Origin of the sequence: Pseudoalteromonas sp. JSTW (assembly GCF_013423925.1) — a bacterium.
GTDB lineage: Bacteria > Pseudomonadota > Gammaproteobacteria > Enterobacterales > Alteromonadaceae > Pseudoalteromonas > Pseudoalteromonas lipolytica.
Genome location: NZ_CP058972.1, coordinates 2,461,170 through 2,484,089 on the forward strand (window position 1 = coordinate 2,461,170; position 22,920 = coordinate 2,484,089).

A 22,920-nucleotide genomic window follows, 5' to 3' on the forward strand; every position below is an offset into this window, starting at 1 on the left:
GAGTATGAGCCTAATTAACGAAACCCATGATATTAATTTAAAAAGCTGGGTGAGTTCAGCAAACGAAGCGAACTGTGACTTCCCGATTCAAAACTTACCATTCGCAGAAGTTCGTCGTAAAAACTCAGACGAAGCGTTTCGTGGTGCCGTTGCTATTGGCGATCAAGTAATTGATTTAGCGAAAGTGAATGAACTTGGTATCTTCTCAGGTGATGCACAGGTTGCTGTTGCAGCGGCTAGCAAAGCAACGCTTAATGAGTTTATGGGTTTAGGTCAGCAATACTGGTCTGCACTGCGTCTTGCATTATCAAACGCACTTCGCGAAGGCGCCAAAGAGCAAGCTCAGCTTACTGACGCCCTCATTGCACAGGCTGATATAGAATTTGCACTGCCATGTCGCATTGGTGATTACACAGACTTTTATACCTCTATCTACCATGCAACGGCTGTCGGCAGCTTATTCCGTCCTGATAATCCTTTACTGCCTAACTATAAATGGGTACCCATTGGCTATCATGGTCGTTCTTCATCGATTGATGTATCAGGTCAAACATTCCACCGTCCAAATGGTCAAACAAAAGCACCTGACGCTGAAGTACCTTCATTTGGCCCGTGTAAACGCCTAGATTACGAATTAGAGCTCGGTATTTACTTAGGTAATGGTAACGAGCTGGGCGATGCAATTGCCATCGAAAACGCTGAAAACCATGTATTTGGTTTCTGTGTATTCAATGACTGGTCAGCACGTGACTTGCAAGCATGGGAATACCAACCTTTAGGTCCATTCCTTGCGAAAAACTTTGCATCAACTGTCTCACCATGGATTGTAACAACAGAAGCACTTGCACCGTATAGAACACAGTGGACGCGCGATGAAAATGATCCGCAACCAATGGACTACTTAGAATCGACGCACAACCGTGAATTTGGCGCGTTCGATATTAAGATGGATGTGCAAATTGAAACTGAAAAAATGCGTAAAGAAGGTCACGCTCCAACGCTAGTTTCTAAATCAAGCTTCAAGCACTCATACTGGACAGTGGCACAAATGGTCACACACCACACGGTAAACGGCTGTAACTTCCAACCTGGTGACATGCTAGGTTCGGGTACGCAATCTGGCCCAGAGCACGAAGAAGCGGGTTCTTTATTAGAGCTTTCACGTGGTGGTAAAGAAAAAATCACACTTGAGAACGGTGAACAACGTACTTTCTTAGAAGATGGTGACAACGTTATTATGCGTGGCTGGTGTGAAAAAGAAGGTTTTGCACGTATTGGCTTCGGCAGAGTTGAAGGCACCGTATTACCTGCTAAATAGAAATACTTATCTATTTTCATAAACTAAGGGCATTTTTTGCCCTTTTTTTTGTACTTTTTTTAACTGAGTTACAATTTTTTGCTAGCTTTTTTAGTTCAGATTGCTATCTTAGCTCGGTTATTAGCCGATTTATGTACGCCATGTTAGTTAAACTTAAGTCTTTTTATCGCACGTTTTTTCCAGCTCGACAGCTGCTGATCCGTCAAAACGGCGAAGTAAAACACCTTATATTAGCACCTTGGGTACAATTAACGACTTTACTCGTCGTTTTAACCGCTCTTGTTTGGTTGAGCGTGTCAACATTACAAATCATTTCGCAAGCTGACAAAATGTCTCAAATAGAGCAAACCCAGCTTAGCAAACAACAAGAATGGCAAAAGCAATACCAACAACAGCAAGCCATTTACACAAAACAACTTGAACAATTGGCGGTGTTAGAGCAAAAACAAGCTTTACTGCAAAGCATGATTGAGTCTTTACCTGAGTCAATGAACAAACCAGCATTAAATAATGAGGCTGAACCTATCCTACTGCCGATTCAAGAGAACGCAGACGAGTTTCATGCCCCATTAGAAGACGAGCAACTACCTGCACAGGCAAAACAATACGAAAGCGCCTCAATGCGCATTACACGCCTTAATAAGAGCTATGACTACACCTTCAATTTTTTAGATCAGCAAATTAAGCAACGCCACGAAGAGATTATCGCAATGCTTGAAGGGGCAGGATTAGACAGCGCACTTGCTCGCAGTTCTGTAGCTGAAGATACCGACACTGCACAAGGGGGTCCGTTAGACTTATTTGATGAGTCTAAAATACCCAGTCAATTTTTGGCCATTGCAGACAAACTCTTGGCATTAAACAATTTAGAAAATTTATTAAGTGAACTACCGCAAACACTGCCTGCAGCCGATTACTATATTTCAAGCAGTTACGGTTTACGTAAAGATCCAATGAATGGCCGTCGCGCTTTTCACAAAGGAGTAGACCTGGCAGGTTGGCACAAAACAGAAATTTTTGCGCCTGCTGATGGCACCGTACTTCGCGCAGGTCGCAATGGCGGCTATGGTAATTTTATCGAGCTACAACATAAAAATGGCTTCGTAACACGCTTTGGTCACTTAAATAAAATTAAGGTGAAAAAAGGCCAAACAGTCACTAAAGACGATGTAATTGGTTTAATGGGTAGCACTGGTCGAAGCACCAGCACGCACCTACATTACGAAGTTTTAGTGAATGGTAAACATGTCAATCCAGTTAAAATAACAAAGGCGCTTTCTCGTGTTCGGTAAGAAAAAAAAAGCAGCAACCAGCAGTAGCTCATCTTTAAAAAGAACCAACCACACTCCCTCTATCATTGCAGAAGATATGCGTTTGACGGGCTCACTCACCAGCCAAGGTGAAGTTCAACTTGATGGTCGCATTGAAGGTGATTTGCGTGTAAAGCATTTAGTGATTGGCCTAACCGGTATGATTGAAGGCATGATCGAAGCTGATAGCGTGGTCGTTAAAGGTAAAATTATTGGTTCGTTGATTGCAAACAAAGTGATGATTGAAAGTAGTGCCGAAGTGCATGGTGATGTCTTTCACGACACTTTAAGCATTGAAGCAGGCGCAATGATAGAAGGCAGCCTAAAACATCGACACGAAGAAGACAACGTTGCCCCTATTAAACCTGAAGCAGGCGAAGAAAGTACATCCTCGCTGCTAGTCGATGATGACAACGACTTGTCATTTGTTAATAAACAAGCCGCTGACAAGTCTTAACGCTTTTTAGCCGTTATATACATTGTAATGTCTGCGGTGAATACCAATTCATCGCGGCTGTTATACACCTTAACGGGTACAACTAAATCTTCTTTATCTAGCCATTGCCTAGGGAAATCTATCTCAGCCACTGCGCGCATATCACTATCCACTTTTGCTAAATAATTAACCGTCATACTTTTTGGGATCCAACGGTGCGTTTTAGCAGGTACGGTGGCATCAACCATTAGCCCTGCACATAATTCAGCAATATTACACTGAGCAATGGCATGTATCGTACCAATATGATTATGTATCGCACGGCGATTTTTAACCGTTGCACTGCAATAGCCCAATTTCAATTCATTGACGACAGGCTTTATTGAAGCAAAGTAAGGCGCTTTAAAACACACGGCTTTACTAAAAAGCCATTTTCCTTTTGGCAAAGACTGGCACTTCGACCAAATTTTTAACAGATTCGATTGTGAGCTCACGACATCTATCCAATTTTTTTATTAGAAATAAAAACTAACACATCAGACCAGATAGCGAAATGAAAATTTAAAGTAACCATTACTCGCGCAAACGAATGACAACGTATGTATCACACAATAACCCGCATCAACGCTTTTCTTTTCTTTAAGGGGCACATAAAATACCGTTTTAAGGAGAGCGAATGCAGTCACGCCAGCACAAAAACCCCAGTTTACTATTCATCTTAGGCCTTCTGGTTATCTTTAGCCCGTTAGCTATTGATATTTATTTACCGGCTTTTCCAACTATTGCAGACCAGTTTCATGCATCGGAGAAACAAGTACAACAAACCGTCGCAATTTTTATGCTGACCGTAGGACTTGGGCAGTTAATTGCAGGTCCTTTAGCAGATAAGTTTGGCCGTAAACCTGTCGCCATTGCAGGAGTAACTTTATATGGTTTGGCTGCGTATGGCGCTTACCTATCTCCTGACTTTACCAGCCTTATGTTTGCAAGAGCACTGCAAGGCTTGGGCGCCTGTGCAACCTTTGTCGTAGCATTTGCCATAGTTAGAGACAGATTTGGCAGTGAGCGCAGCGGTCAGATAATTACTTACCTCAATGGTATCGTGTGTTTTATCCCTGCCCTCGCCCCTATTTTAGGTGCGTGGTTAACGGTGCAATTTGGCTGGCGTATGAACTTTTTATTTATGGCTGCCTTTGCCCTCGCAGGCTTACTTATTACGCTAATACTTTATAAAGAAACACGCCCTGCCGACAGTGTATACAGCGGTCACATTCTTGATTTACGGCGCTTTATTCCCATAATCAGCACCCCTCTGTTTTTATTTCATAGCTTAATTTGTTTAGTGACTATGTCAGCAATTTTGGTGTTTGTGACCTTAGCACCCGGCTGGCTTATTACTGAATTAGGCGGTAGCGTCAGCGATTTTACTTTTTGGTTTACCTGTAACGCCGTGCTTAGCATTCTAGCTAGTTTCATAATGCCTCTGTATATAAAGCGACAACCTAAACGCGCATTAAAAATTGGCCTTATGTTATTAGTGCTCTCTGGCGGTTTAATGCTCATTTTAAGCCAGCAGCGTAGCGCTATTGCCCTCATGTTCCCCATGTTTATAGCTGCATTTGGCTTTGCATTAACTTTAGGGTCATCAGCCGGTAGAGCGTTAAGCTTATACCCAAAACAAGCGGGGACTGCATCTGCACTTATTGGTTTAATGCAAATGAGTGGCGCAAGTTTACTGGTGTTTATAACACAGTATTTAAACTTAGTTACGCCCGTTTTAATTGGTGTGCACTTCTTAATGCTTATACCTTTTGCTTATTTACTCTTAAAACACAAACACTTGTCATAGAGTTTAGTTCACATTCGTTACCAAATACGGGTAAATGAGAATAGTTATATTCTATTTACCCGTTTAGACTTCTCAATATAACATTAGATTATAAAAGACCTGTTTCTAGAATTTTTTGTTCCGTTTTTATGGATAATTTTACTTGTACCCACGGTTTTATTAAATTATTGTTTAATTAAGTTAACATTTAGTTAACTCAATAACACGTTTGGGATACGAAATATGAAAAAGAATAAATTAGCTTTAGCGTTAATCATCAGTGGTCTGTGCGCAGCAGGAACTGCACACGCAGCAAACGACCGTTATATCATCCAAGTAGACAACAATAAAAAAGGCGTGGTGAAAGCCCTTGCTAAAAAACTGGGTGGTGATATCAAAGTTGATGGTAATGGCTTTATTGCAGCACAATTTACTGGTCACGATTTAGCAAGCGTTAAAGGCTTACTTAATAACCCACATATTAAACTCATTGAAGAAGATCATAAACGTGTACCCATGGCGGTATACAATGATGATGCTGGCAATGCAATGCAGCAACAGTTAACTCCCTATGCAGTTTATCAGTCACAAGCTGATCAAGTAACATTTGATGCCAATGCCGGTATGAAAGTGTGTGTCATTGACTCAGGCCTTGATGCATCAAACCCTGATTTTGTGTGGGGTAATATCACAGGTGATAACGATAGTGGCACAGGCAACTGGTTTGACAACGGCGGTCCTCACGGTACTCACGTAGCAGGCACTATTGGTGCTGCTGACAACAACCTAGGTGTTGTTGGTATGGCTCCGGGTGTTGCTATGCACATCATCAAAGTATTTAACGCTGAGGGATGGGGTTACTCGTCTGATCTAGCTCATGCAGCTGATTTATGTTCTCAAGCAGGCGCTAATATTATCAGTATGAGCCTTGGCGGTGGTGGCTCAAACAGCACAGAATCAAATGCATTCGCAAACTTCACAAACGCTGGCGGCCTTGTTGTAGCAGCAGCGGGTAATGATGGAAACAGTGTTCGTTCATACCCTGCTGGTTACCCATCAGTAATGATGGTAGGTGCAAACGATGCAAACAATCAAATTGCTGATTTCTCACAATTCCCAAGCTGTACGTCGGGCCGTGGTAAAAATGTAACGACTGACGAAACAATCTGTGTAGAAGTCACTGCGGGTGGTGTTGATACCTTATCTACATACCCTGCTGGCATGGCAACGGCTGCAAGCTTAACCGCGGATAATACCGGCTATGCTACATCTGCAATGGAAAACTCAGGAAATGCTGCGGGTACAGCTTATTATATGGGTACAGCAGAAAGCGTTGATACAGCGGCATCAGGCAAAGTATGTATGATTGACCGTGGTGTCATTTCGTTCTACGACAAAGTGGCAAACTGTGAAAACTCTGGCGGTATTGGTGCAGTTATCATCAATAACGAAGCGGGTATGTTATACGGTACGTTAGGCGATACAAACAACACAAGCATTCCAGCCGTAGGCGCAGCACTTGAAGACCGTGCAGCTTTACTTGCAAGCACGAACATTAGCATTAACATTGGTACTAGCGATTACGGCTACATGAGCGGCACTTCAATGGCAACCCCTGCAGTTTCAGGTGTGGCAGCGCTGGTTTGGTCAAATCATCCACAATGTACTGGTACTGAAATCCGTGCTGCACTTAAAGCAACAGCCGAAGACCAAGGCGCTGCGGGTCACGACGTTTACTTCGGCCACGGTATTGTTAAAGCGGCTGCGGCTGATGCTTACCTAACAGCTAATGGCTGTGCGGGTGGTAATAACGGTGGCGGTACGACACCGGGTGGTGATGAAATTAGCTTATCAACATCAGGTTATAAATCAAAAGGTGTTGCGTATGTTGATCTTAGCTGGAATGGCGCAGCAACCAGTAATGTAGATATTTACCGTAACGGCAGCAAAGTAACGTCTGTAGCAAATAACAACAGTTACACAGACACAATTACAGCGAAAGGCGGCGGTTCTTACACTTATCAAGTATGTGAAGCACAAAGCACAACTGTTTGCTCAAACAATAGCACAGTCGCGTTCTAATACTTTCCCCAACCTCGATGAGCGGGCAACATTGCCCGCTTTTTCTTTTCTTGAAAACTTGTTAACATCAAGCACCTAGCTTTATTCACCTGTGCCAATGATCAATCCTGAGTTTTTACTGTCGTTTTTAGGCGCCAGTTTTTTAATCGCTATTGCCCCCGGTCCTTCTAACGCTTTTTTAATGGCACAAACCTTTGCAAATGGAAGAGCGGCAGGCTTGCAAAGCGCATTTGGTTTTGCGTTAGGCGGGGTTGTGCATACCTTTTTTGCTGTTATAGGTTTAACCGCTATTTTAAAAGCCTCTACAGTTGCTTATACCACGGTTCAATATTTAGGTGCTGCCTACCTGTGTTATTTAGGATTAACGACGTTAAAAGCAACGGTTAGTCAGCCTAATCCACAATGCGAAGATAAGCCCCATGTAAGCACCAGTAAAAAACAGAATGTCATGTTTCAAGCCATGATGACCGAAGTGCTTAACCCAAAAGTTGCGTTGTTTTTTATTGCTTTTATACCGCAGTTTGTCGACCCAAGCTTATCGTCAACCACATTTCAGTTAGCATTTTTTGGATTACTCTATCCTCTTTTTGCTTTTCCTATCGACTGCACGTATATTTATTTCGGCGATAAGATAGCCAGTTACTTTCGTGATCACCCGCAAACCCAACTTTGGATTGATAGAATCACAGGACTGGTCTTTATTGCACTGGCAATTAACCTTCTAATATAAGAGCACTTATGGAACAAAAACAACAAGCCTTACCCGCCAAAAAAAATATTGCCCTTGTTGCCCATGATGGTAAAAAAGCAGCACTGAAAGCATGGTGTGAAAAACACAAAGCGATATTAAGTAAACACACTTTATATGGCACAGGCACAACAGGCCATTTAATAGAGCGTACAACAGGTCTTGAGGTTATTAAGCTGTTAAGTGGCCCAATGGGTGGAGATCAGCAACTAGGGGCTAAAATCGCTGAACACGAAGTGCATATGCTGGTATTTTTCTGGGATCCACTGGCTTCTCAACCTCACGACCCCGATGTAAAGGCGTTACTGCGTTTAGCTGCAGTGTGGAACATACCTGTAGCGTGTAATGAAGTCAGTGCAGATATGCTCTTAAGCTCACCAATGATGGAAAGTGAGCTTAATCGTACGCTACCTGATTACGAGAAGTACTTAGCTACGCGCCAAGTAGCATTGTAATTTTTATCAATGAGCACATTTAGCGATAAAGCGTATGTGCCCATTTAGTTAATCCGGCTGTTACGCTGCCAAAATGGTCACCATTGAGCATATCAATATTTCCCAGATGTGTTTTTAACGCTGCTTTAATTAATGGCGACTGGGCACTGCCTCCCGTTAAATAAATTACGTCGGGTGAAGTGCCGGCCTCTTGTATCGCCTGTTTAGCCAGTGCCACAATTTGGTTTATTGAATCTTCTACCGCTAAAGCTAAATCATTGAGCGTTAAACATTGACTCAACTCTGAATCTAAAAAGCTTAAATCAGTATTGAATGTGTCTGTTGATGAAAGTGCTATTTTTGCAGCCTCACCTTGCTGGACCAACTGGTGACCTTGCTTATTTTGCTGTAAATGAATTAAGCGCTTAAATAAATCAGGTTGCTGCACTTCGCGCAATTGCGTAACAAGTTCTCGATGATGAGCGTCACTATAAAATTGGCTTTGCAGGTTCACATCATTAATTTTGCACGCTTGCCAAAATGGCTGATTTGGTAAAGGTAAGCCTGACTTAAACTCAGTGCCTAAGCCTAATAATGGCATTAAGCCATGAAAGCTCAGGGCGATGTCTAAGTCATTGCCCCCTACTCGTTTACCACTGTGTGCTAAAAAGTCATTGTCGCGACATTGATTTTGACGAAAGCCTGGACCCATCTGCACAAATGAGCAATCACTGGTGCCCCCACCAATATCAACTACCAGTACTTTTTTATCAGCCTGTAGCGACGTTTCATAATCAATCCCCGCAGCCAGTGGCTCATATAAAAATGATACCTCTTTAAAACCCGCACGTTTTGCTGCTCGTTCTAAAATTCCCAGTGCCTGTTGGTTTGACTCTTCTCCGCCCACTGACTGAAAGTTTACAGGCCGACCAATCACTGTTTCAGTTAAGTTTTGCTGTAAAGACTGCTCTGCACGTTGCTTAATTTTTAAGATCATCGCTGTGGCTATGTCTTCAAAAAAGTTAATTTGACCTTGCTTTAAGCCGACTGCGCCAAAAAATGACTTGGGTGATTTAACGAAATAACCTTCTTCTGGAAATTGAACATACTCGCTAATCGCTTCACGACCAATAAATAAGGTTTCATCGCCTGTTTGAATATCTAAATCAGACTTCACACGGGGTATGGTATTGAGTAGCGCTTGGCGCTGTGCCCTAAATTCAGCTTCTTGATCGCTCCCTGTCAAATGTTTCGCAACAAAATCAACAACAAGTGCACTATGGTGGGTATATAACGTTGATGGTAAATAGTGTTTGCCCTGCTCAAGCGGCACCAATGATACTTGCTGCTCATTATTCATCACACCTATTGCACAATTAGAGCTTCCGTAATCAAAGCCTGCAAACATTCTATCACCTATACATCAACAAAAAGGCCGCGAAATTTACCATAGTCGCGGCCATTTTTGAATGCTTAAACGTTACAGCGGTACTCGCTCATGTAAAAAGCTCGCGAAACGTGGCAAACCATTTTTAGTAAATCCATGATATTTATAAGTAATGGTGCTACCTATCGCAGGAGGAAATTGCCGTTGCTTATCAGAAAACCCCGAACCTATTTTAAATTCAACACCCTCGGCATTGCGCACCTTAAGTGCACCTAACATATTTTTATACTTACCTTTGCCAGGAAAGTGAGCAATCACGACCGCTTCTGCATCAAGATAAGGCTTAAGCTTTAACAAAGCATCACTGCGACCCGCTTTATGTGTAGCTAAAGCAAGGTGCAACATTACGCCTTCAGCGCCCTTCGCAACAAGCTCATCCATAAATAAGCTTAGCTGATGGTTATCGGTAAACCGTCTTTGTTTGACTGCTCTGATATGCTCTGCGTTAATTTGCGTTACTAAGCCTGCGTAATTCTCATACCGCTGACTAAATGGCAACGTAGCATCAGGCATATCAAATACCTGATAACTTACTGTGTGCCACTCGCTATCGTTCGGTTGATGTGTGCGAACAATCCCGCTAAGGTTGGCAAAATCTTGGCGTTTCGTCCACAACTCACCATCGAGCCAAACATCAGGCAATGGGGCTGTAAACCAAACGGGTGCATGGATGAGGTGACCATTACGAGTGACAAGTTTATTTCCTGTCCAAATGGCTCTTATACCGTCATACTTTTCGCTCACTAAGTAATCATTAATATTTACCTTGTCTGCATCATAAACATTAGCAAGGAGAACATCTGGGGTGACTGCTGCGGTGGATGAAAAACTGATAACGAGTAAAAACACGGACAGGTGTTTTTTAATAAAGGTAATCATAATTGCTTCCTTGCAGTAATTAATAACAACGTGACCATAATCGAGTAGTCACGTTTTCCTTTACTATAGTTTAGTTTGTACCCATTTGAAAACTTCTTGAAGATTTGCCATGACCGCGGCTGCTTTTGAAAAATCGTGTTCAACGGTAAAGTGATTAGGCACTGCAAACACACTAACATTAGCGTTATTTGCTGCTGTAACACCGGTAAATGTATCTTCAACAGCGATAGCCTCATCGGCATTAATATTCAGGCTTTTAAGGGCGAGTTGATAGGGTTCACCTGCAGGTTTAGGGTTTTTGACATCGTCTTTCGTGACAATACAATCAAACCAATCAAATATGCCATATCCCTTTAAAATCGGATACGCTTCATCTTTAGCACTTCCTGTTACTAAGGCCATTTTTAAACCACTTTCTTTAACTTGCTCAAGCACGTCTTTTGCGTGTGGCATTAAAGCCGGTAAGTTTGCACTCACAAAATGACCAAATGCAGTGTATTTCGCGTCTGTAAGCGCCTGAGGCGAAATAGTTAATTGATAGTTTTCAACCACTTCTTTCGCTGCCTCAAGGGTTGGCCTGCCCGAAAATCGCTGGCAAAAAGTGGCTTCATCATAGTGAACGCCAAACGGCGCTAAAATGTCATTCCAGATATTAAAATGCACACTTTCAGAGTCGACAAGTGTGCCATCCATATCAAACAATACTGCTTTTAAAGTCATCCTCATTCCTTTTACAGTCTAAAAGATAAAAGGTGCCATTTGGCACCTTCGATAAATATAATATGTTACTCAGTTAAACCCGCAGGTGGCTCTGCAAAAGCCTCTTCACCCGTTTCAACATCAACCAACTCATAGCCACGCTGCTTTCTAACCACTTTCAATATAGGTTTTGAAAAAGCGGTTTTTAAACGATCTGCATCGGCTTCTAGTTCTTCAACAGTATGACCAAACGGTGCGGCACCTGTTTCAGACCAATTGGTCACTTTGCCATTGAGATTATATTCAACTTCGTGAATTTGATATTGTGCAGCCTCATCTTTAGTCGCTTCACAAAAAATGACACGGTAATTCCAAAATCCAGCCATGATAGTTCTCTTATAAATTAAGTTATAACCCGTACTTTATCAGTAACAAGAAGGTTTATAAACGAAAAAACCCGCTATAAAGCGGGTTTTAAAAACGTAACGTTTAAGGTTAGAAGAACTTAACCTTAAACTCTACACCAACAAAGCGGCCTTCATTAACCATTGCTGTGTTGTTGTTGAAGTCGATTGCACCAATTGCTTGTTGCTCGTCAAATAAGTTACGTGCAAATACAGCAGCTTCATACTCATAGTCACCTTCTGACCATGCATAACCACTACGTAAACCCACTTCTGTTAATGACTTGCCTTCAAACTCAACTGACTCATATAAGAAGTAGTTGATTTCGCTACGGTAAGACACGTCAGCATAGGTGAAGAATTCACCGCCAGCGAGTTCTTTACTGTAACGTAGTGTAAGGTTTGAAATCCACTCAGGTGCATGTGGTAAGCTGTTTCCATCAATAAACGCTTTGCCATCAACAACCGGGTCGGTAATTGTTAAACTTGGACGCTGTGGAACCGCAATAGATACGTTTTTGTCTTTAAGTTCAGTGTTATTATAACTTAAGTTAAATGTTGCGTTTAACTCATCAGTTAACATCCACTCTGTGTCTAGCTCAAAACCATAACCAGTTGTTTTATCAGCATTAAGTAAGCGAGTTGTGTTCGCTGTACCACCAACAGCAGTTAACTGCTGGTCGTCCATATTAAAATAGAACACGGTCGCATTAACACGGCCACGGCCGTCTAATACATCTGATTTAACACCCATTTCATAAGATGTCACGGTTTCTGAATCCGCTTTGGTTACTTCGTCTGCAAAAGTAATACGGCCCTGAATACTAGGTGCACGGAATGTATTAGCAACACGCGCATATAGATTTACATCATCATTTAACTTGTAAGAAGCTGAAATATCCCAACTGATATGATCATCACTCGCATCTTCTGTACGCGTTATATCAGTTTGGCACTGCATTAAGTCGTTGTTACATTCGTTTAAATCAGCTGGTACAATTTTACGGACCGCAACAAAGTCTTTATCGTCATCTGAGTAGCGAAGGCCCGCTGTTAGCTTTAAATCGTCGGTTAAAGTGTAATCGACCGTACCAAATACAGCCCAAGCTTTAGTATCTTGCTGCTGATTAACATAGCCATTCAATGCACCACCAGCCAAAGTATTATAACCAAAGTTATCAATGCTTACTGACTCGTCGAAGTAGAATAAGCCCGTTTGATAGTTAAAATCACCGACAAAATTACTCGAGATACGAAGTTCTTGTGTGTATTGGTCATGCTTTGGTAAACCACTTTCACTTTCTGAAGGGAAAGGAATAATACCAGGACCTTGGTAGTCGCCTAAGAATGCTGCGCCATAGCCACCATCAATATCACCACGAGAGTTAACTTTTGCACTTTCCCAGCCTGTGATTGAAGTAATCGTATGGGCTTCAAGATCATACTCAAGTTTTAAGCTTACACCTTCAGCATCTACTCTTTGGAATTCACGTGCAGCGGCATCATGATAGACCACATCGTCTTTAAAACCATCGACTAAGTCGTTTGAACCCGCTTTGATGGCATTCGCACGGAATGGAATTGGAGTACCTTCCATGTTACGAACGTGGTAATTAAGTAATGCTGAAAAATCGTCTTTTTCATACAAGAACTGTATACGAGCAGCTCTATCGGTATAGCCACCTAGTATGTCATCTTGTTCAAAACCTGGGGCGCGATTATCAATATAATCATCTTTATCTTGCCATAAAACAGAAACACGAGCTGATAAATTATCTGTCAGGCCACCACCAACAGCACCTCTAAAGTCAATCGCATTATTAGTACCGTAAGAAACTGAGCTAAACCCGTCAAACTCTTGACTTGGTTTTACTGTGTCAAACTTGACAAGACCGGCTGGCGTGTTGCGACCGAACAACGTACCTTGTGGACCACGAAGTACTTCTACACGTGCCACGTCAAATACAGGAAAGCCTTTTAAGATTGCGTTTTCTTGAACGACATCATCAACAACAAGCGATACCGGTTGTGAAGCATTTAAATCGAAGTCAGTGTTACCTAGACCACGAACATAAAAGCGAGGGAATGTACGACCATACGAAGATTCAATTGATAAGCTTGGAATTTTCGCATTCATAAAACGAATATCCATACCAGCTGAACTATAAGCATCAAGCTTATCACCCTGTAGAGCCGAAACAGCAACAGGTACTTCCTGTGCGTTCTCTACACGCTTACGCGCGGTGATTTGAATGACTTCTAATTGGTTGGTTTTTTCAGCAGTGGCTTCTTCTGCAATAGAAGAAAATGAAGTACCTGCTACTGCAGAGAACAACGTTGCATTAATTAGGGTTGCTAACGTAGATCTTTTCATTGCTTTCATGTCGGGTTTTAACCTTTTTAATGCACTCTTATTCAACGGTGATGATGTTGCGTCAATTCATTTGACGGGTTCGGCCAATTTTTCGCGCCTTGTAATAAGCTGCGCGGACCTCTTAATCGAGAGTGCAAAACGAGGTAAAGAGGCTGAACGAACGCTGACGATTATAACACTTCATAACGCTTTTACTGCATTAAAAATGATAAATAAACAAGTTTTTTACAACAGTTAGCGACAACATCGACACATTTAGAGGATTTTATGCAAATATTTTTTATTTTAGCGGACATATGTCCTGTTCAATTAAATACAAGAATGTGTATACATTATGCACAAATGATAACGACTGTCATTTAAGCGTTCATTGTCACTAATCGGTTACTCGCGCAAATTCTGGGTTAGCAAGCTCACAATGATGCTCGTTCAACAACCCCAAAATAGCCAAGTTCAACTCCTCAATTACTTCCATATAAAATGCAAAATCAACAGTCTCTACGTAGCTTAGTACATCAACTTGCAAAGCCCAAGGTGTAAAGCCTTTAAAGCGTACCCGACATGGCTCAAACGCTATGTGTTGATGTTTCTCTAATAACTCTCTCACTGCCTGCATGAAGCTTTCTAAGTTCTGCTTGGGTGTGTTTGCACTAAGCATCAGCTTTGGCCGATACGAAATACGCTCTCGCTCAGAAATATTTTCCAGTTGCATATCAACAAATTTAGCATTGGCCACATAGATAACAGAGCGGTCTAATGTACGAATACGCGTGGCTCTAAGCCCTATCTCTTCAATTGTTCCAAGGTGGCTGCCAAATTTACATAAGCTACCAATTTTGACCGGTGCCGAGATATATAAGGTGATTGCGCCTATAATATTTTCGACCGTTTTTTGTGCTGCAAGCGCAATTGCTAAGCCACCTATCCCTAAACCAGCCAATAACGTCGTCGCATTAAACCCCAAATTCTCAAACCACATAAACAGCACAATAATGACGATGCTGGTTTTAAGTACATTGCTTACAGGACGTAATAAAAACACTCCCTGTGGTTTATCTTGCATAATGAAGCGATTACTTAGCCTATGCTTGGCGATATCAACCGCTCTTAAGCATACCCATGCCCAAGCTATTAATAACACCGTTGCGCCATGAAATAGAGCCAGTACGGCAATGGTCACATTAGATTGATCACTTAACGATCGCGACATTAATACGGCCAGTAATAAACAAACAGGCCCGTTAATAAACCGTACGACATCTTTTTCGACTGGAACCTTTAAATGCGCAAGCACAAAGGTCACTATGCGCGTTAAAATGACTGCAACCACTAAAAATAACAAAAATGTGAATGCAAAATAAATCCACTGCCAGAGCATTACCCCTAAAAACTCGACATCAGGCAAGCGCTTATATAACCATTCACCCACTCGATTATATCCATACTCTTTCGTCAGTAAGGGAATTTGACTTACCGTTGCATTTGAAATTTTCCAAATACGGTTGCCTGTTTTTTCATCTGGCACGATTTGCAATAAAATTTGCACCTTGCCCTGTGATGTCGAGATCTCTCCCACTAAGTCACGATAACTCGGCACACTTTCATTTTGCTTTCCTTTTGGCTTATTACTTAAGCTATCAACATCAACCCATAAGGTTCGGTCGAGGACCACAGATAAGTTTTCGGCAAGTTGTGCCTTACCAATAGCTTCAACATCTTTCGGCAGGTTACGATAATCGAGGTAAAAACTGGCACGTTCAAAGTCACGGGCACGGGTTGCTTTTAAATAGCCTTGCATTGAACTTCGCGGGGTCATCCGAGAAAAGGCATCGAACGGTAATTCATCAGTCGGTTCAACTAACTTAGAATCAGGTTGTGAGGTAACGGCTTGTTGGGTTTGGTTCTCGGGTTTTGTTTCGGTGTGCTCTTCTTTATTGTCTTTATCGATAAGCGACTTAACGGTCACTTCGGGAGTTGTCGTTGCAGTCACAGGCTGCGAAAACAGTACCATGCAACACAGTAATAACCCAACTAGCTCTAGCGTAAACTTCTTAGCTATACTCTTCACACTTCTTTCCTTGTCCGAAAAACTTTAAACCATAGAAAAATTTATCTTTTTAAATTAGAGCATGCTTTCATTAACTGTACAAAAAATAATTAAATTTCTTTGCAAGCTGTATCTGAAATGTTAGTTATAGAGAGACTTAAGCAAAGGAAAATTATCATGCACATTTCAAATTCGCTGGTTCCACATTGGTCCTCCTTATTCATTCACGGTGTTATCGCTATTATTTTTGGTTTATGCGGCTGGCTTGCGCCTGAAGCATCCCTCGCCGTATTGATGTTTATTTTTGCTGCATACTTTTTTGTTGATGGCTCGATTAGAGCCTGGTTAGCGTTTGCTTCTAAAAAAGATAACCCGCTATGGTGGATGCTCCTCATAGGCGGTCTAATTTCTATTGCAGCAGCTTTAGTGACCTTATTTGCCCCCAATGTCACTGCGATTCTAATGCTTTATTTTATTGCAGCTTGGGCTATCGCTATTGGTGTCATTGAAATTGTCATTGCAAGTAAGCTACGTAAAGAAATAAGCAATGAATGGCTTTTGATTGGCAGTGGGGTTATCTCAATTGTTTTTGGTGGCTACCTTATGTTTAATCCGGGTGCCGGTATCATTACATTACTATGGCTCGTTGCTAGCTATGCGATTGTGTTTGGACTCATCATGGTGCTTCTGTCGTTTAAACTTAAAAAACTGCATGAGGCAACGTAAAAAAAGCGGCAAATGCCGCTTTTCTTATTGTTATTTTGAATGTGTTCTTTTCAAGGCTATCTGCCCATCAATATGAATATCGCGCTGTGGGAAAGCTATCGTTACATTATGCTCAGCAAAAATTTTATAAATGCTAAAGCGTAATTCACTGCGTACCTGACGAAGCGGGGCTTCAGACTCAGCACACACCCAAAATATTGCACTAAACGTGAGTGAACTGTCAGCAAAGTCATCGAACAATACTGACGAGGCTGGTTTTTTTAAAATAGCAGGATGCTCATCTAGCACTTGCTTAATCAGCCTTTCAACTAACACCACATCAGAGCCATATGCAACACCCACGTTTACCGATGAACGCGCATTACGGTCAATCAACGTCCAGTTAGTGACTGTGTTTTCGAGCAATTGACTATTTGGTACCAACATATGCACGCCATCATTGCGACGAATACGAGTTGAACGTGTATTAATTGTCTCAACCACGCCTTTTGCATCACCCACCTCTAAGAAGTCACCGATTCTAATCGGGCGTTCCCACATGAGTATCCAGCCACTAATAAAGTTGTTAATGATATTTTGTGCACCAAAACCGACGCCAATTGCTATCGCACCAGAGACAAATGCAAATGCCGTTAACGGAATATTCAGTACCTCAAGTGAAGTAAACACAAGCACTGCGATGGTAACAACAAGGTAAATACGCGTGAATAAATGAACTGTGTCTGGCCCTAGGTTTTTTGCCAACAGTGCTTTTTTAATTAATCGACCTATCCATGTGACCACAAACCACATTAAAAACAGCACCAAAGGTACTTGAATAACTTTTAGCACAGTGATTTGTACATCGTTATATGTAAACAAAACAAACGATAATGCAGATTGCAAATCAGCAAGGGTCATAAATGAACATTCCTAGTAAAAAGTCGTGTTTGATTCAGTTGTCACTAAGTTTAACACGGCATAATAGATGAAATCTTAGTAAATTCTAAGATCTTTATGCGCAAAAAGCGCTATTTATTAACTCTTTTAGACCATAAGTGCTATATACATAGTGAAAGCTTTTAATAGCATGAGGAGAGCACAATGTCACAAATGACACTTACACAAAAACTTGCAACATTACAGCCACTCGTTGACTTAAACCTTTTTGAATCAAGTCTAGAGTATCGCAACCGCATTTTGAACTTACTTGCCGAACAAGAACATTCATTAGCATTAATTAACAAAGAGTTCGGCAACGCCATGCCAGAAAATTTTGGTTCAGAGAAAAAGTTTGTCTTGGGTTACAACTAACTTATGGCACGCTTTAAAGCATCCATCAATATGGGACAGCGTATACCACTTTTTATCTAGCGAGCCATCACACTAATTGATGGCTTTTTTAGCGCCACCCACACCAAATCGACTAATTATTTCTAAAATACGAAAAATAAAAGATAAATATTATTATTTGGCATCAAAAATTTGATAGATTATAGAAAATTTATCCACATTATTGGAGCCATCATGCGTAAGACCCTAATAGCCACCACCGTTGCTAGTGTATTTTTATTATCAGCTTGTAGTCCAGAGCAAGCTAACACACAAAGTCAACCTATTGTTGAAACACAAAAAAAGAATACTGAGTCTATATTTTTCAAGCCGAGCCCTTTGCAATATATGGCTCCTGAGTTTGATAAAATATCAACAAACGACTACGAACCTGCATTTGAAGCAGGTATTGCCGAGCAAAAAACTGAAATCTTAAAGATTGCCAATAACCCAGAGCCTGCAACATTTGAAAATACACTCGTTGCAATGGAGTTATCAGGTGAGCTATTAGATCGCGTATCCGATGCCTTTTTTAACTTATCTGGATTAATTTCTGACAGCGAGTACCAACGCATTGACGCTAAAATGGCGCCAATTTTATCTGCTCATACCGACGATATTTATCTAAACCAAGCGCTCTTCAATCGTGTGCAAGCTATCTATGACAATGCAGAAAACCTCAGTGCTGAAGACAAACATTTAGTCGATTTTTATTTTAAAAAATTTATCAACGCGGGCGCTAAACTAAACGAAGCAGACAAAGTAAGAATGCGTGAAATCAACGCTGAACTTGCAAAACTTTCAACCGATTTTTCACAAAATCTCTTAAAATCGTTCAAAGAAGATGTAATTTTAGTCACAGATAAAACCGAACTTGCTGGTTTATCTGATGGTGAAATTGCAAGCCTTGCAGCCGCGGCTGACAAAGCGGGTAAAGAAGGTTATATGATCACACTGGTGAACACCACTCGCCAACCTATTTTACAAAGCCTTGAAAATCGTAAACTGCGTGAAAAAATTTGGACTACATCTGCAAATCGTGCGCAAGCAACAAACGGCCCTATCATTCTCAAGGAAACCAAATTGCGCGCTGAAAAAGCGGCATTACTTGGTTTCAAAGATTGGGCTTCTTATGTATTGACGATGCGAATGGCGAAAACGCCAGAAAATGTATACGGTATTTTAGATGACTTAGCACCAAAGGCAGTTGCTAAAGCCGAAGCGGAAGCGGAGCAAATTCAACAGGTAATCAATAAATCAGGTGAAACGTTTGCTCTACAACCTTGGGATTGGGCATTTTATGCAGAAAAAGTACGTCAAGAAAAGTACGACTTAGACCCAGCTTTAGTTAAGCCTTACTTTGAAATGCAATCAGTGATCCACGATGGCTTGTTCTTTGCCATGAATAAACTCTATGGTATCACCTTTAAAGAGCGTAAAGATTTGCCTGTATATCACGAAGACGTCATGGTGTTCGAAGTATTCAATGAAGATGGCAGTGCCATTGGCCTATTTTACATGGATCCATATGCACGTGAAGGCAAACGAGGGGGTGCATGGATGAGTGCCTATGTAGGTCAAAGTGGTTTAAAAGGCACCAAGCCTGTCATCTACAATGCGCAAAATATCCCCAAACCTGCAGAAGGCCAACCAACACTGATGACCTTCTCTGAGGTGACAACTTTATTTCATGAGTTTGGTCACGCTGCTCATGGTTTATTCTCTGACGTAAAATACCCAAGTTTAGCGGGGACAAAAACGTCTCGTGACTTTGTCGAATTCCCATCACAAGCAAACGAAGACTGGAATGTTGAGCCGACGGTACTTGCGAACTATGCCAAGCACTACAAAACAGGTGAGCCAATTCCAAAAGAGTTACTTGCAAAAGTACTTGAGTCACAAAAGTTCAACCAAGGCTTCGATACAACTGAGTATTTAGCTGCGGCACTCCTTGATATGGAATGGCACTCATTCGGTGTTGATGCCGATATCACAGACGTACAAAAGTTTGAACATGATGCGTTAGACAAACATGGTATTGCGTACTACCCCGTGCCGCCGCGCTATAAATCTTGCTACTTCAGCCACACTTTTGCCGGTGGTTACTCAGCAGGTTACTACGCTTATCTTTGGACTGAAGTATTCGCTGCAGATGCATTCACTCATATGACTGAAAAAGGCGGCTTAACCCGCAAAAACGGTGATCACTTCCGTAAAGAAATTTTATCTAAAGGTAATAGCCGCGACTTAATGCAAAGCTATATTGAGTTCCGTGGTCAAAAGCCAACAACCGACGCGTTATTAAAGCGTCGTGGCTTAGTTGAATAACCTCAATGTTGTTTAGAGTATGAGGGGCACCCCTCATACTTTTTAAGTATTAATTAATTTTTCACCCCGCTTTTACTCCTATTCACCTCAAAGCAATTGTCAGTTAACTCGTTTTTGCTAATCTCAAAGAAAAACATAAGTTCACACATGAAAAACGCTTTACTTTTAGGACTTTGCTCAGCTTTAGCTGCATGTTCATCAATCCCAGATGAGCACGCCGACATTGTTATCGATAACGCTCAGATCATTGATATGCACACTGGAGAAATCGCAGCAAACCAATCACTGGCTATTCGTGATGGCATTATCATACAACGCAGTAACCAGCCACTGAGTGCCCAATATCAAAGTTCAACGTTTATAGATGCAAAAGGTCAGTATGTCATGCCGGGTCTTTGGGATATGCATGTCCATTTTGGCGGTGGTGAAAAGCTCATAGAAGAAAACAAACAATTACTCCCTCTTTATTTAGCCCACGGCGTGACAACGGTGCGTGATGCTGCGGCTGATCTGAGTGAGTCAGTTCTCAGTTGGCGTGAACAAGTCAAACAAGGTCAGTTAGTCGGCCCAACTATTTTTACATCAGGCCCAAAACTTGAAGGAAAAGGCTCTATTTGGCCCGGCGACTTAGAAGTTGAGACGACTGAAGAAATGCACGCAGCAATGGATTTGCTAGACACCATGAATGTCGACTTTATCAAAATTACCGACAGTGCATTAACGCCTGAGCTTTATCTAAAGGCAGTAAAAGAGGTTAAAAAACGGGGTTACCAAATTTCAGGTCATATCCCGTTTTCGTTGTCTGTGACTGATGTCTCCAAGGCAGGTCTTGATGCCATCGAGCATATGACTTACATGCTAAAAGCAGCGGCTAAAAACGAAGCGGATATTTCAGCCAAAGTAGCCTCTAAAGAACTCACCTATCGCACCGCGCTGCCTATTATTACCGCTCAATTTGATGAATCTACAGCCAGAGAAAAGTTTACGGTACTCGCTAGCAACGACACAGCGGTTGTGCCTACTTTAATTGGTGGCAAGATCACCGCCTTTCTCGATGAAGATAATCATCAGCAAGACGCTTTTTTAAATTACATTGGCAAGGGCTTAAAAGCGACCTACCAATGGCGTGTAGACAGAGCTAATAAAGATACCCCTGAACAAATCATTCAGCGAAAAGCTCGTTTCACAAAAACGGCACAATTGTTACCACTGGCACAACAAGCGGGTGTAAGCATTATTGCAGGCACCGATGCAGGCTTTTTAAATTCGTTTATCTATCCTGGGCTTTCTTTACACCAAGAGTTAGCAATCTTTACTGATTATGGTCTTACACCGTTGCAAACACTTCAATCAGCAACACTTGCAGGGCCTAAATTTTTAAATAAACAGAAACAGTATGGGGCACTTACCAAAGGTAAAGTGGCCGACATCATTTTGCTTTCACAAAATCCCCTGACAGATATTCGAAACACCAAAACGCTTAGCGGTGTGATCAGTCATAACACATTTTACGACCGTAATGCTTTGGATAGATTAAAACAGCAAGCAAAAGCGTTCGTGGCAAACCAACCCTAACCCCCCCATTGCCCATGGCTGCGTATTATTGTCATGGGCAATTTTAATTCTTTGTTATCTCATATACACTGCCCCTTTTATAACAAAACTAAAACAACATGACTTACTTATTCGCTGTTACCCTTCTGTGGGCCTTTTCATTTAGTCTTATTGGCGTGTATTTAGCAGGGCAAGTAGATGCGTGGTTTAGTGTGTTAATGCGAATAGGCTTAGCAACGTGCGTGTTCTTACCCTTTTTACAATGGCGAAAAACCCCTAAAGCCTTAGCACTAAAGCTCATGGCAATAGGCGCGGTACAGCTTGGTGTCATGTACAGCTTTTATTACCATTCGTTTTTGTACCTCAGTGTGCCAGAGGTACTACTATTCACGGTAATGACGCCGCTTTACATCACCCTGTTAAACGATTTACTTGAAAAACGTTTTAATGCCAAATTTTTATTCGCCGCAATGCTGGCTATTTTGGGAGCCGTCGCTATACGTTACGAAGGCGTTGATGAGAACTACCTCATTGGTATGTTAATGGTTCAGGCTGCCAATATCTGTTTTGCTACCGGGCAAGTAACCTACAAACGTTTGATGCAAGATGAGCAGCTACCGCACTCTCGGGTATTTGCTTGGTTCTTTATTGGTGCCCTAATTGTTGCACTGATTTGTTACGGTTTGTTTGGCGATACTAGCAAGCTGCCCACCACAACGATGCAATGGGGCGTACTCATTTACTTAGGCACGATAGCTTCTGGGCTTGGCTACTTTGCATGGAATAAAGGCGCAACTATTGTGAATGTTGGCGCGCTTGCGGTAATGAATAACTTACTGATCCCAGCAGGGATAATAGTTAACATTGTTATTTGGAATCGTGATGCCGATATCATCAAGCTTGCCATCGGCGCGGCGATTATCTTATTAGCACTTATTATAAATCAGAAACTTAATAAAACTGCCATGGAGTAATGATAGGCTAAACTCTATTCG

20 protein-coding genes are annotated in these 22,920 nt (G+C 41.7%); 12 read left to right on the top strand and 8 right to left on the bottom strand.

The features are described from left to right. Positions 1 to 4 precede the first annotated feature (4 nt). The 3 genes from fahA to GZH31_RS11215 all read left to right on the top strand — a co-directional run bounded on the left by fahA (position 5) and on the right by GZH31_RS11215 (position 3,085). Positions 5 to 1,318 (top strand): fumarylacetoacetase, encoded by a 1,314-nt coding sequence (fahA, locus tag GZH31_RS11205; protein WP_036966951.1) that lies wholly within the window; start codon positions 5 to 7, stop codon positions 1,316 to 1,318. A gap of 140 nt (positions 1,319 to 1,458) precedes the next feature. Further along, the gene (locus GZH31_RS11210) at positions 1,459 to 2,610 is read left to right on the top strand and encodes a M23 family metallopeptidase (RefSeq protein WP_036969122.1); all 1,152 of its coding nucleotides are present in this window, start codon (positions 1,459 to 1,461) and stop codon (positions 2,608 to 2,610) included. After that, the gene (locus tag GZH31_RS11215) at positions 2,600 to 3,085 is read left to right on the top strand and encodes a polymer-forming cytoskeletal protein (RefSeq protein ID WP_074989562.1); all 486 of its coding nucleotides are present in this window, start codon (positions 2,600 to 2,602) and stop codon (positions 3,083 to 3,085) included. The genes GZH31_RS11210 and GZH31_RS11215 overlap by 11 nt, the downstream gene beginning before the upstream one ends. Here GZH31_RS11215 and GZH31_RS11220 read toward each other — a convergent pair. Further along, positions 3,082 to 3,558 carry a hotdog fold domain-containing protein gene (locus GZH31_RS11220; RefSeq protein ID WP_036966946.1) on the bottom strand — a complete coding sequence of 159 codons (477 nt, stop codon included), beginning with the start codon at positions 3,556 to 3,558 and terminating at the stop codon, positions 3,082 to 3,084. The genes GZH31_RS11215 and GZH31_RS11220 overlap by 4 nt on opposite strands. Positions 3,559 to 3,740: 182 nt before the next feature. Here GZH31_RS11220 and GZH31_RS11225 point away from each other — a divergent pair, with 182 nt between their 5' ends. The 4 genes from GZH31_RS11225 to GZH31_RS11240 all read left to right on the top strand — a co-directional run bounded on the left by GZH31_RS11225 (position 3,741) and on the right by GZH31_RS11240 (position 8,177). Continuing rightward, positions 3,741 to 4,913 carry a multidrug effflux MFS transporter gene (locus GZH31_RS11225; protein ID WP_036966943.1) on the top strand — a complete coding sequence of 391 codons (1,173 nt, stop codon included), beginning with the start codon at positions 3,741 to 3,743 and terminating at the stop codon, positions 4,911 to 4,913. A gap of 222 nt (positions 4,914 to 5,135) precedes the next feature. Further along, positions 5,136 to 6,974 carry a S8 family serine peptidase gene (locus GZH31_RS11230; RefSeq protein ID WP_036966941.1) on the top strand — a complete coding sequence of 613 codons (1,839 nt, stop codon included), beginning with the start codon at positions 5,136 to 5,138 and terminating at the stop codon, positions 6,972 to 6,974. 97 nt (positions 6,975 to 7,071) lie between these two features. Continuing rightward, on the top strand, positions 7,072 to 7,704 hold the full coding sequence (locus GZH31_RS11235; protein WP_036966939.1) for a LysE family translocator: 633 nt from the start codon (positions 7,072 to 7,074) through the stop codon (positions 7,702 to 7,704). 8 nt (positions 7,705 to 7,712) lie between these two features. Beyond that, positions 7,713 to 8,177 (top strand): methylglyoxal synthase, encoded by a 465-nt coding sequence (locus GZH31_RS11240; protein WP_036966937.1) that lies wholly within the window; start codon positions 7,713 to 7,715, stop codon positions 8,175 to 8,177. 19 nt (positions 8,178 to 8,196) lie between these two features. Here GZH31_RS11240 and yegD read toward each other — a convergent pair whose 3' ends face one another. The 6 genes from yegD to GZH31_RS11270 all read right to left on the bottom strand — a co-directional run bounded on the left by yegD (position 8,197) and on the right by GZH31_RS11270 (position 16,027). Beyond that, positions 8,197 to 9,564, bottom strand: coding sequence for a molecular chaperone (yegD, locus tag GZH31_RS11245; protein WP_065978847.1), 1,368 nt, complete (start codon positions 9,562 to 9,564; stop codon positions 8,197 to 8,199). 72 nt (positions 9,565 to 9,636) lie between these two features. After that, entirely contained in the window at positions 9,637 to 10,482 is an 846-nt protein-coding gene (locus GZH31_RS11250) for a DNA ligase (protein WP_075593751.1), read from the bottom strand. A gap of 63 nt (positions 10,483 to 10,545) precedes the next feature. Further along, a complete protein-coding gene (locus GZH31_RS11255; RefSeq protein ID WP_074989565.1) occupies positions 10,546 to 11,202 on the bottom strand; it encodes an HAD family phosphatase in 657 nt (218 codons plus the stop codon). Positions 11,203 to 11,267: 65 nt separating this feature from the next. Continuing rightward, positions 11,268 to 11,567, bottom strand: a complete 300-nt coding sequence (locus tag GZH31_RS11260) for a hypothetical protein (RefSeq protein ID WP_036966929.1) — start codon at positions 11,565 to 11,567, stop codon at positions 11,268 to 11,270. Positions 11,568 to 11,676: 109 nt separating this feature from the next. Beyond that, entirely contained in the window at positions 11,677 to 13,968 is a 2,292-nt protein-coding gene (locus tag GZH31_RS11265) for a TonB-dependent receptor (RefSeq protein ID WP_036966926.1), read from the bottom strand. Between the two features lie 367 nt (positions 13,969 to 14,335). Next, positions 14,336 to 16,027: a mechanosensitive ion channel family protein gene (locus GZH31_RS11270; protein ID WP_244887004.1), complete on the bottom strand. Its 1,692-nt coding sequence runs from the start codon at positions 16,025 to 16,027 to the stop codon at positions 14,336 to 14,338. Between the two features lie 156 nt (positions 16,028 to 16,183). Between GZH31_RS11270 and GZH31_RS11275 the strand changes: the two genes are divergently transcribed. After that, entirely contained in the window at positions 16,184 to 16,732 is a 549-nt protein-coding gene (locus GZH31_RS11275) for an HdeD family acid-resistance protein (RefSeq protein WP_036966921.1), read from the top strand. Positions 16,733 to 16,762: 30 nt separating this feature from the next. Here the strand turns inward: GZH31_RS11275 and GZH31_RS11280 are convergent, their stop codons facing one another. After that, positions 16,763 to 17,632 (bottom strand): mechanosensitive ion channel family protein, encoded by an 870-nt coding sequence (locus GZH31_RS11280; RefSeq protein WP_036966919.1) that lies wholly within the window; start codon positions 17,630 to 17,632, stop codon positions 16,763 to 16,765. A 183-nt stretch (positions 17,633 to 17,815) separates the two neighbouring features. Between GZH31_RS11280 and GZH31_RS11285 the strand changes: the two genes are divergently transcribed. From GZH31_RS11285 to GZH31_RS11300, 4 genes are all read left to right on the top strand, one after another. After that, positions 17,816 to 18,025: a hypothetical protein gene (locus GZH31_RS11285; RefSeq protein WP_036966917.1), complete on the top strand. Its 210-nt coding sequence runs from the start codon at positions 17,816 to 17,818 to the stop codon at positions 18,023 to 18,025. Positions 18,026 to 18,238: 213 nt separating this feature from the next. After that, a complete protein-coding gene (locus tag GZH31_RS11290; RefSeq protein WP_075593752.1) occupies positions 18,239 to 20,371 on the top strand; it encodes a M3 family metallopeptidase in 2,133 nt (710 codons plus the stop codon). Positions 20,372 to 20,518: 147 nt separating this feature from the next. Continuing rightward, positions 20,519 to 21,946, top strand: a complete 1,428-nt coding sequence (locus tag GZH31_RS11295; RefSeq protein WP_180310995.1) for an amidohydrolase family protein — start codon at positions 20,519 to 20,521, stop codon at positions 21,944 to 21,946. A 98-nt stretch (positions 21,947 to 22,044) separates the two neighbouring features. Beyond that, complete coding sequence (locus GZH31_RS11300) at positions 22,045 to 22,899, top strand: carboxylate/amino acid/amine transporter (RefSeq protein WP_180310996.1); 855 nt, start codon at positions 22,045 to 22,047, stop codon at positions 22,897 to 22,899. Positions 22,900 to 22,920: the final 21 nt, after the last annotated feature.

Excerpts from the sequence above, each read along its gene's own strand:
- GZH31_RS11250 (WP_075593751.1), bottom strand. The coding sequence starts at position 10,482 with ATGATTACCTTTATTAAAAAACACCTGTCCGTGTTTTTACTCGTTATC.
- GZH31_RS11240 (WP_036966937.1), top strand. The coding sequence starts at position 7,713 with ATGGAACAAAAACAACAAGCCTTACCCGCCAAAAAAAATATTGCCCTT.
- GZH31_RS11230 (WP_036966941.1), top strand. The coding sequence starts at position 5,136 with ATGAAAAAGAATAAATTAGCTTTAGCGTTAATCATCAGTGGTCTGTGC.
- GZH31_RS11285 (WP_036966917.1), top strand. The coding sequence starts at position 17,816 with ATGTCACAAATGACACTTACACAAAAACTTGCAACATTACAGCCACTC.
- GZH31_RS11300 (WP_180310996.1), top strand. The coding sequence starts at position 22,045 with ATGACTTACTTATTCGCTGTTACCCTTCTGTGGGCCTTTTCATTTAGT.
- GZH31_RS11255 (WP_074989565.1), bottom strand. The coding sequence starts at position 11,202 with ATGACTTTAAAAGCAGTATTGTTTGATATGGATGGCACACTTGTCGAC.
- GZH31_RS11265 (WP_036966926.1), bottom strand. The coding sequence starts at position 13,968 with ATGAAAGCAATGAAAAGATCTACGTTAGCAACCCTAATTAATGCAACG.
- fahA (WP_036966951.1), top strand. The coding sequence starts at position 5 with ATGAGCCTAATTAACGAAACCCATGATATTAATTTAAAAAGCTGGGTG.
- GZH31_RS11290 (WP_075593752.1), top strand. The coding sequence starts at position 18,239 with ATGCGTAAGACCCTAATAGCCACCACCGTTGCTAGTGTATTTTTATTA.
- GZH31_RS11275 (WP_036966921.1), top strand. The coding sequence starts at position 16,184 with ATGCACATTTCAAATTCGCTGGTTCCACATTGGTCCTCCTTATTCATT.
- GZH31_RS11210 (WP_036969122.1), top strand. The coding sequence starts at position 1,459 with ATGTTAGTTAAACTTAAGTCTTTTTATCGCACGTTTTTTCCAGCTCGA.
- GZH31_RS11225 (WP_036966943.1), top strand. The coding sequence starts at position 3,741 with ATGCAGTCACGCCAGCACAAAAACCCCAGTTTACTATTCATCTTAGGC.
- GZH31_RS11260 (WP_036966929.1), bottom strand. The coding sequence starts at position 11,567 with ATGGCTGGATTTTGGAATTACCGTGTCATTTTTTGTGAAGCGACTAAA.
- GZH31_RS11235 (WP_036966939.1), top strand. The coding sequence starts at position 7,072 with ATGATCAATCCTGAGTTTTTACTGTCGTTTTTAGGCGCCAGTTTTTTA.
- GZH31_RS11280 (WP_036966919.1), bottom strand. The coding sequence starts at position 17,632 with ATGACCCTTGCTGATTTGCAATCTGCATTATCGTTTGTTTTGTTTACA.
- GZH31_RS11295 (WP_180310995.1), top strand. The coding sequence starts at position 20,519 with ATGAAAAACGCTTTACTTTTAGGACTTTGCTCAGCTTTAGCTGCATGT.
- yegD (WP_065978847.1), bottom strand. The coding sequence starts at position 9,564 with ATGTTTGCAGGCTTTGATTACGGAAGCTCTAATTGTGCAATAGGTGTG.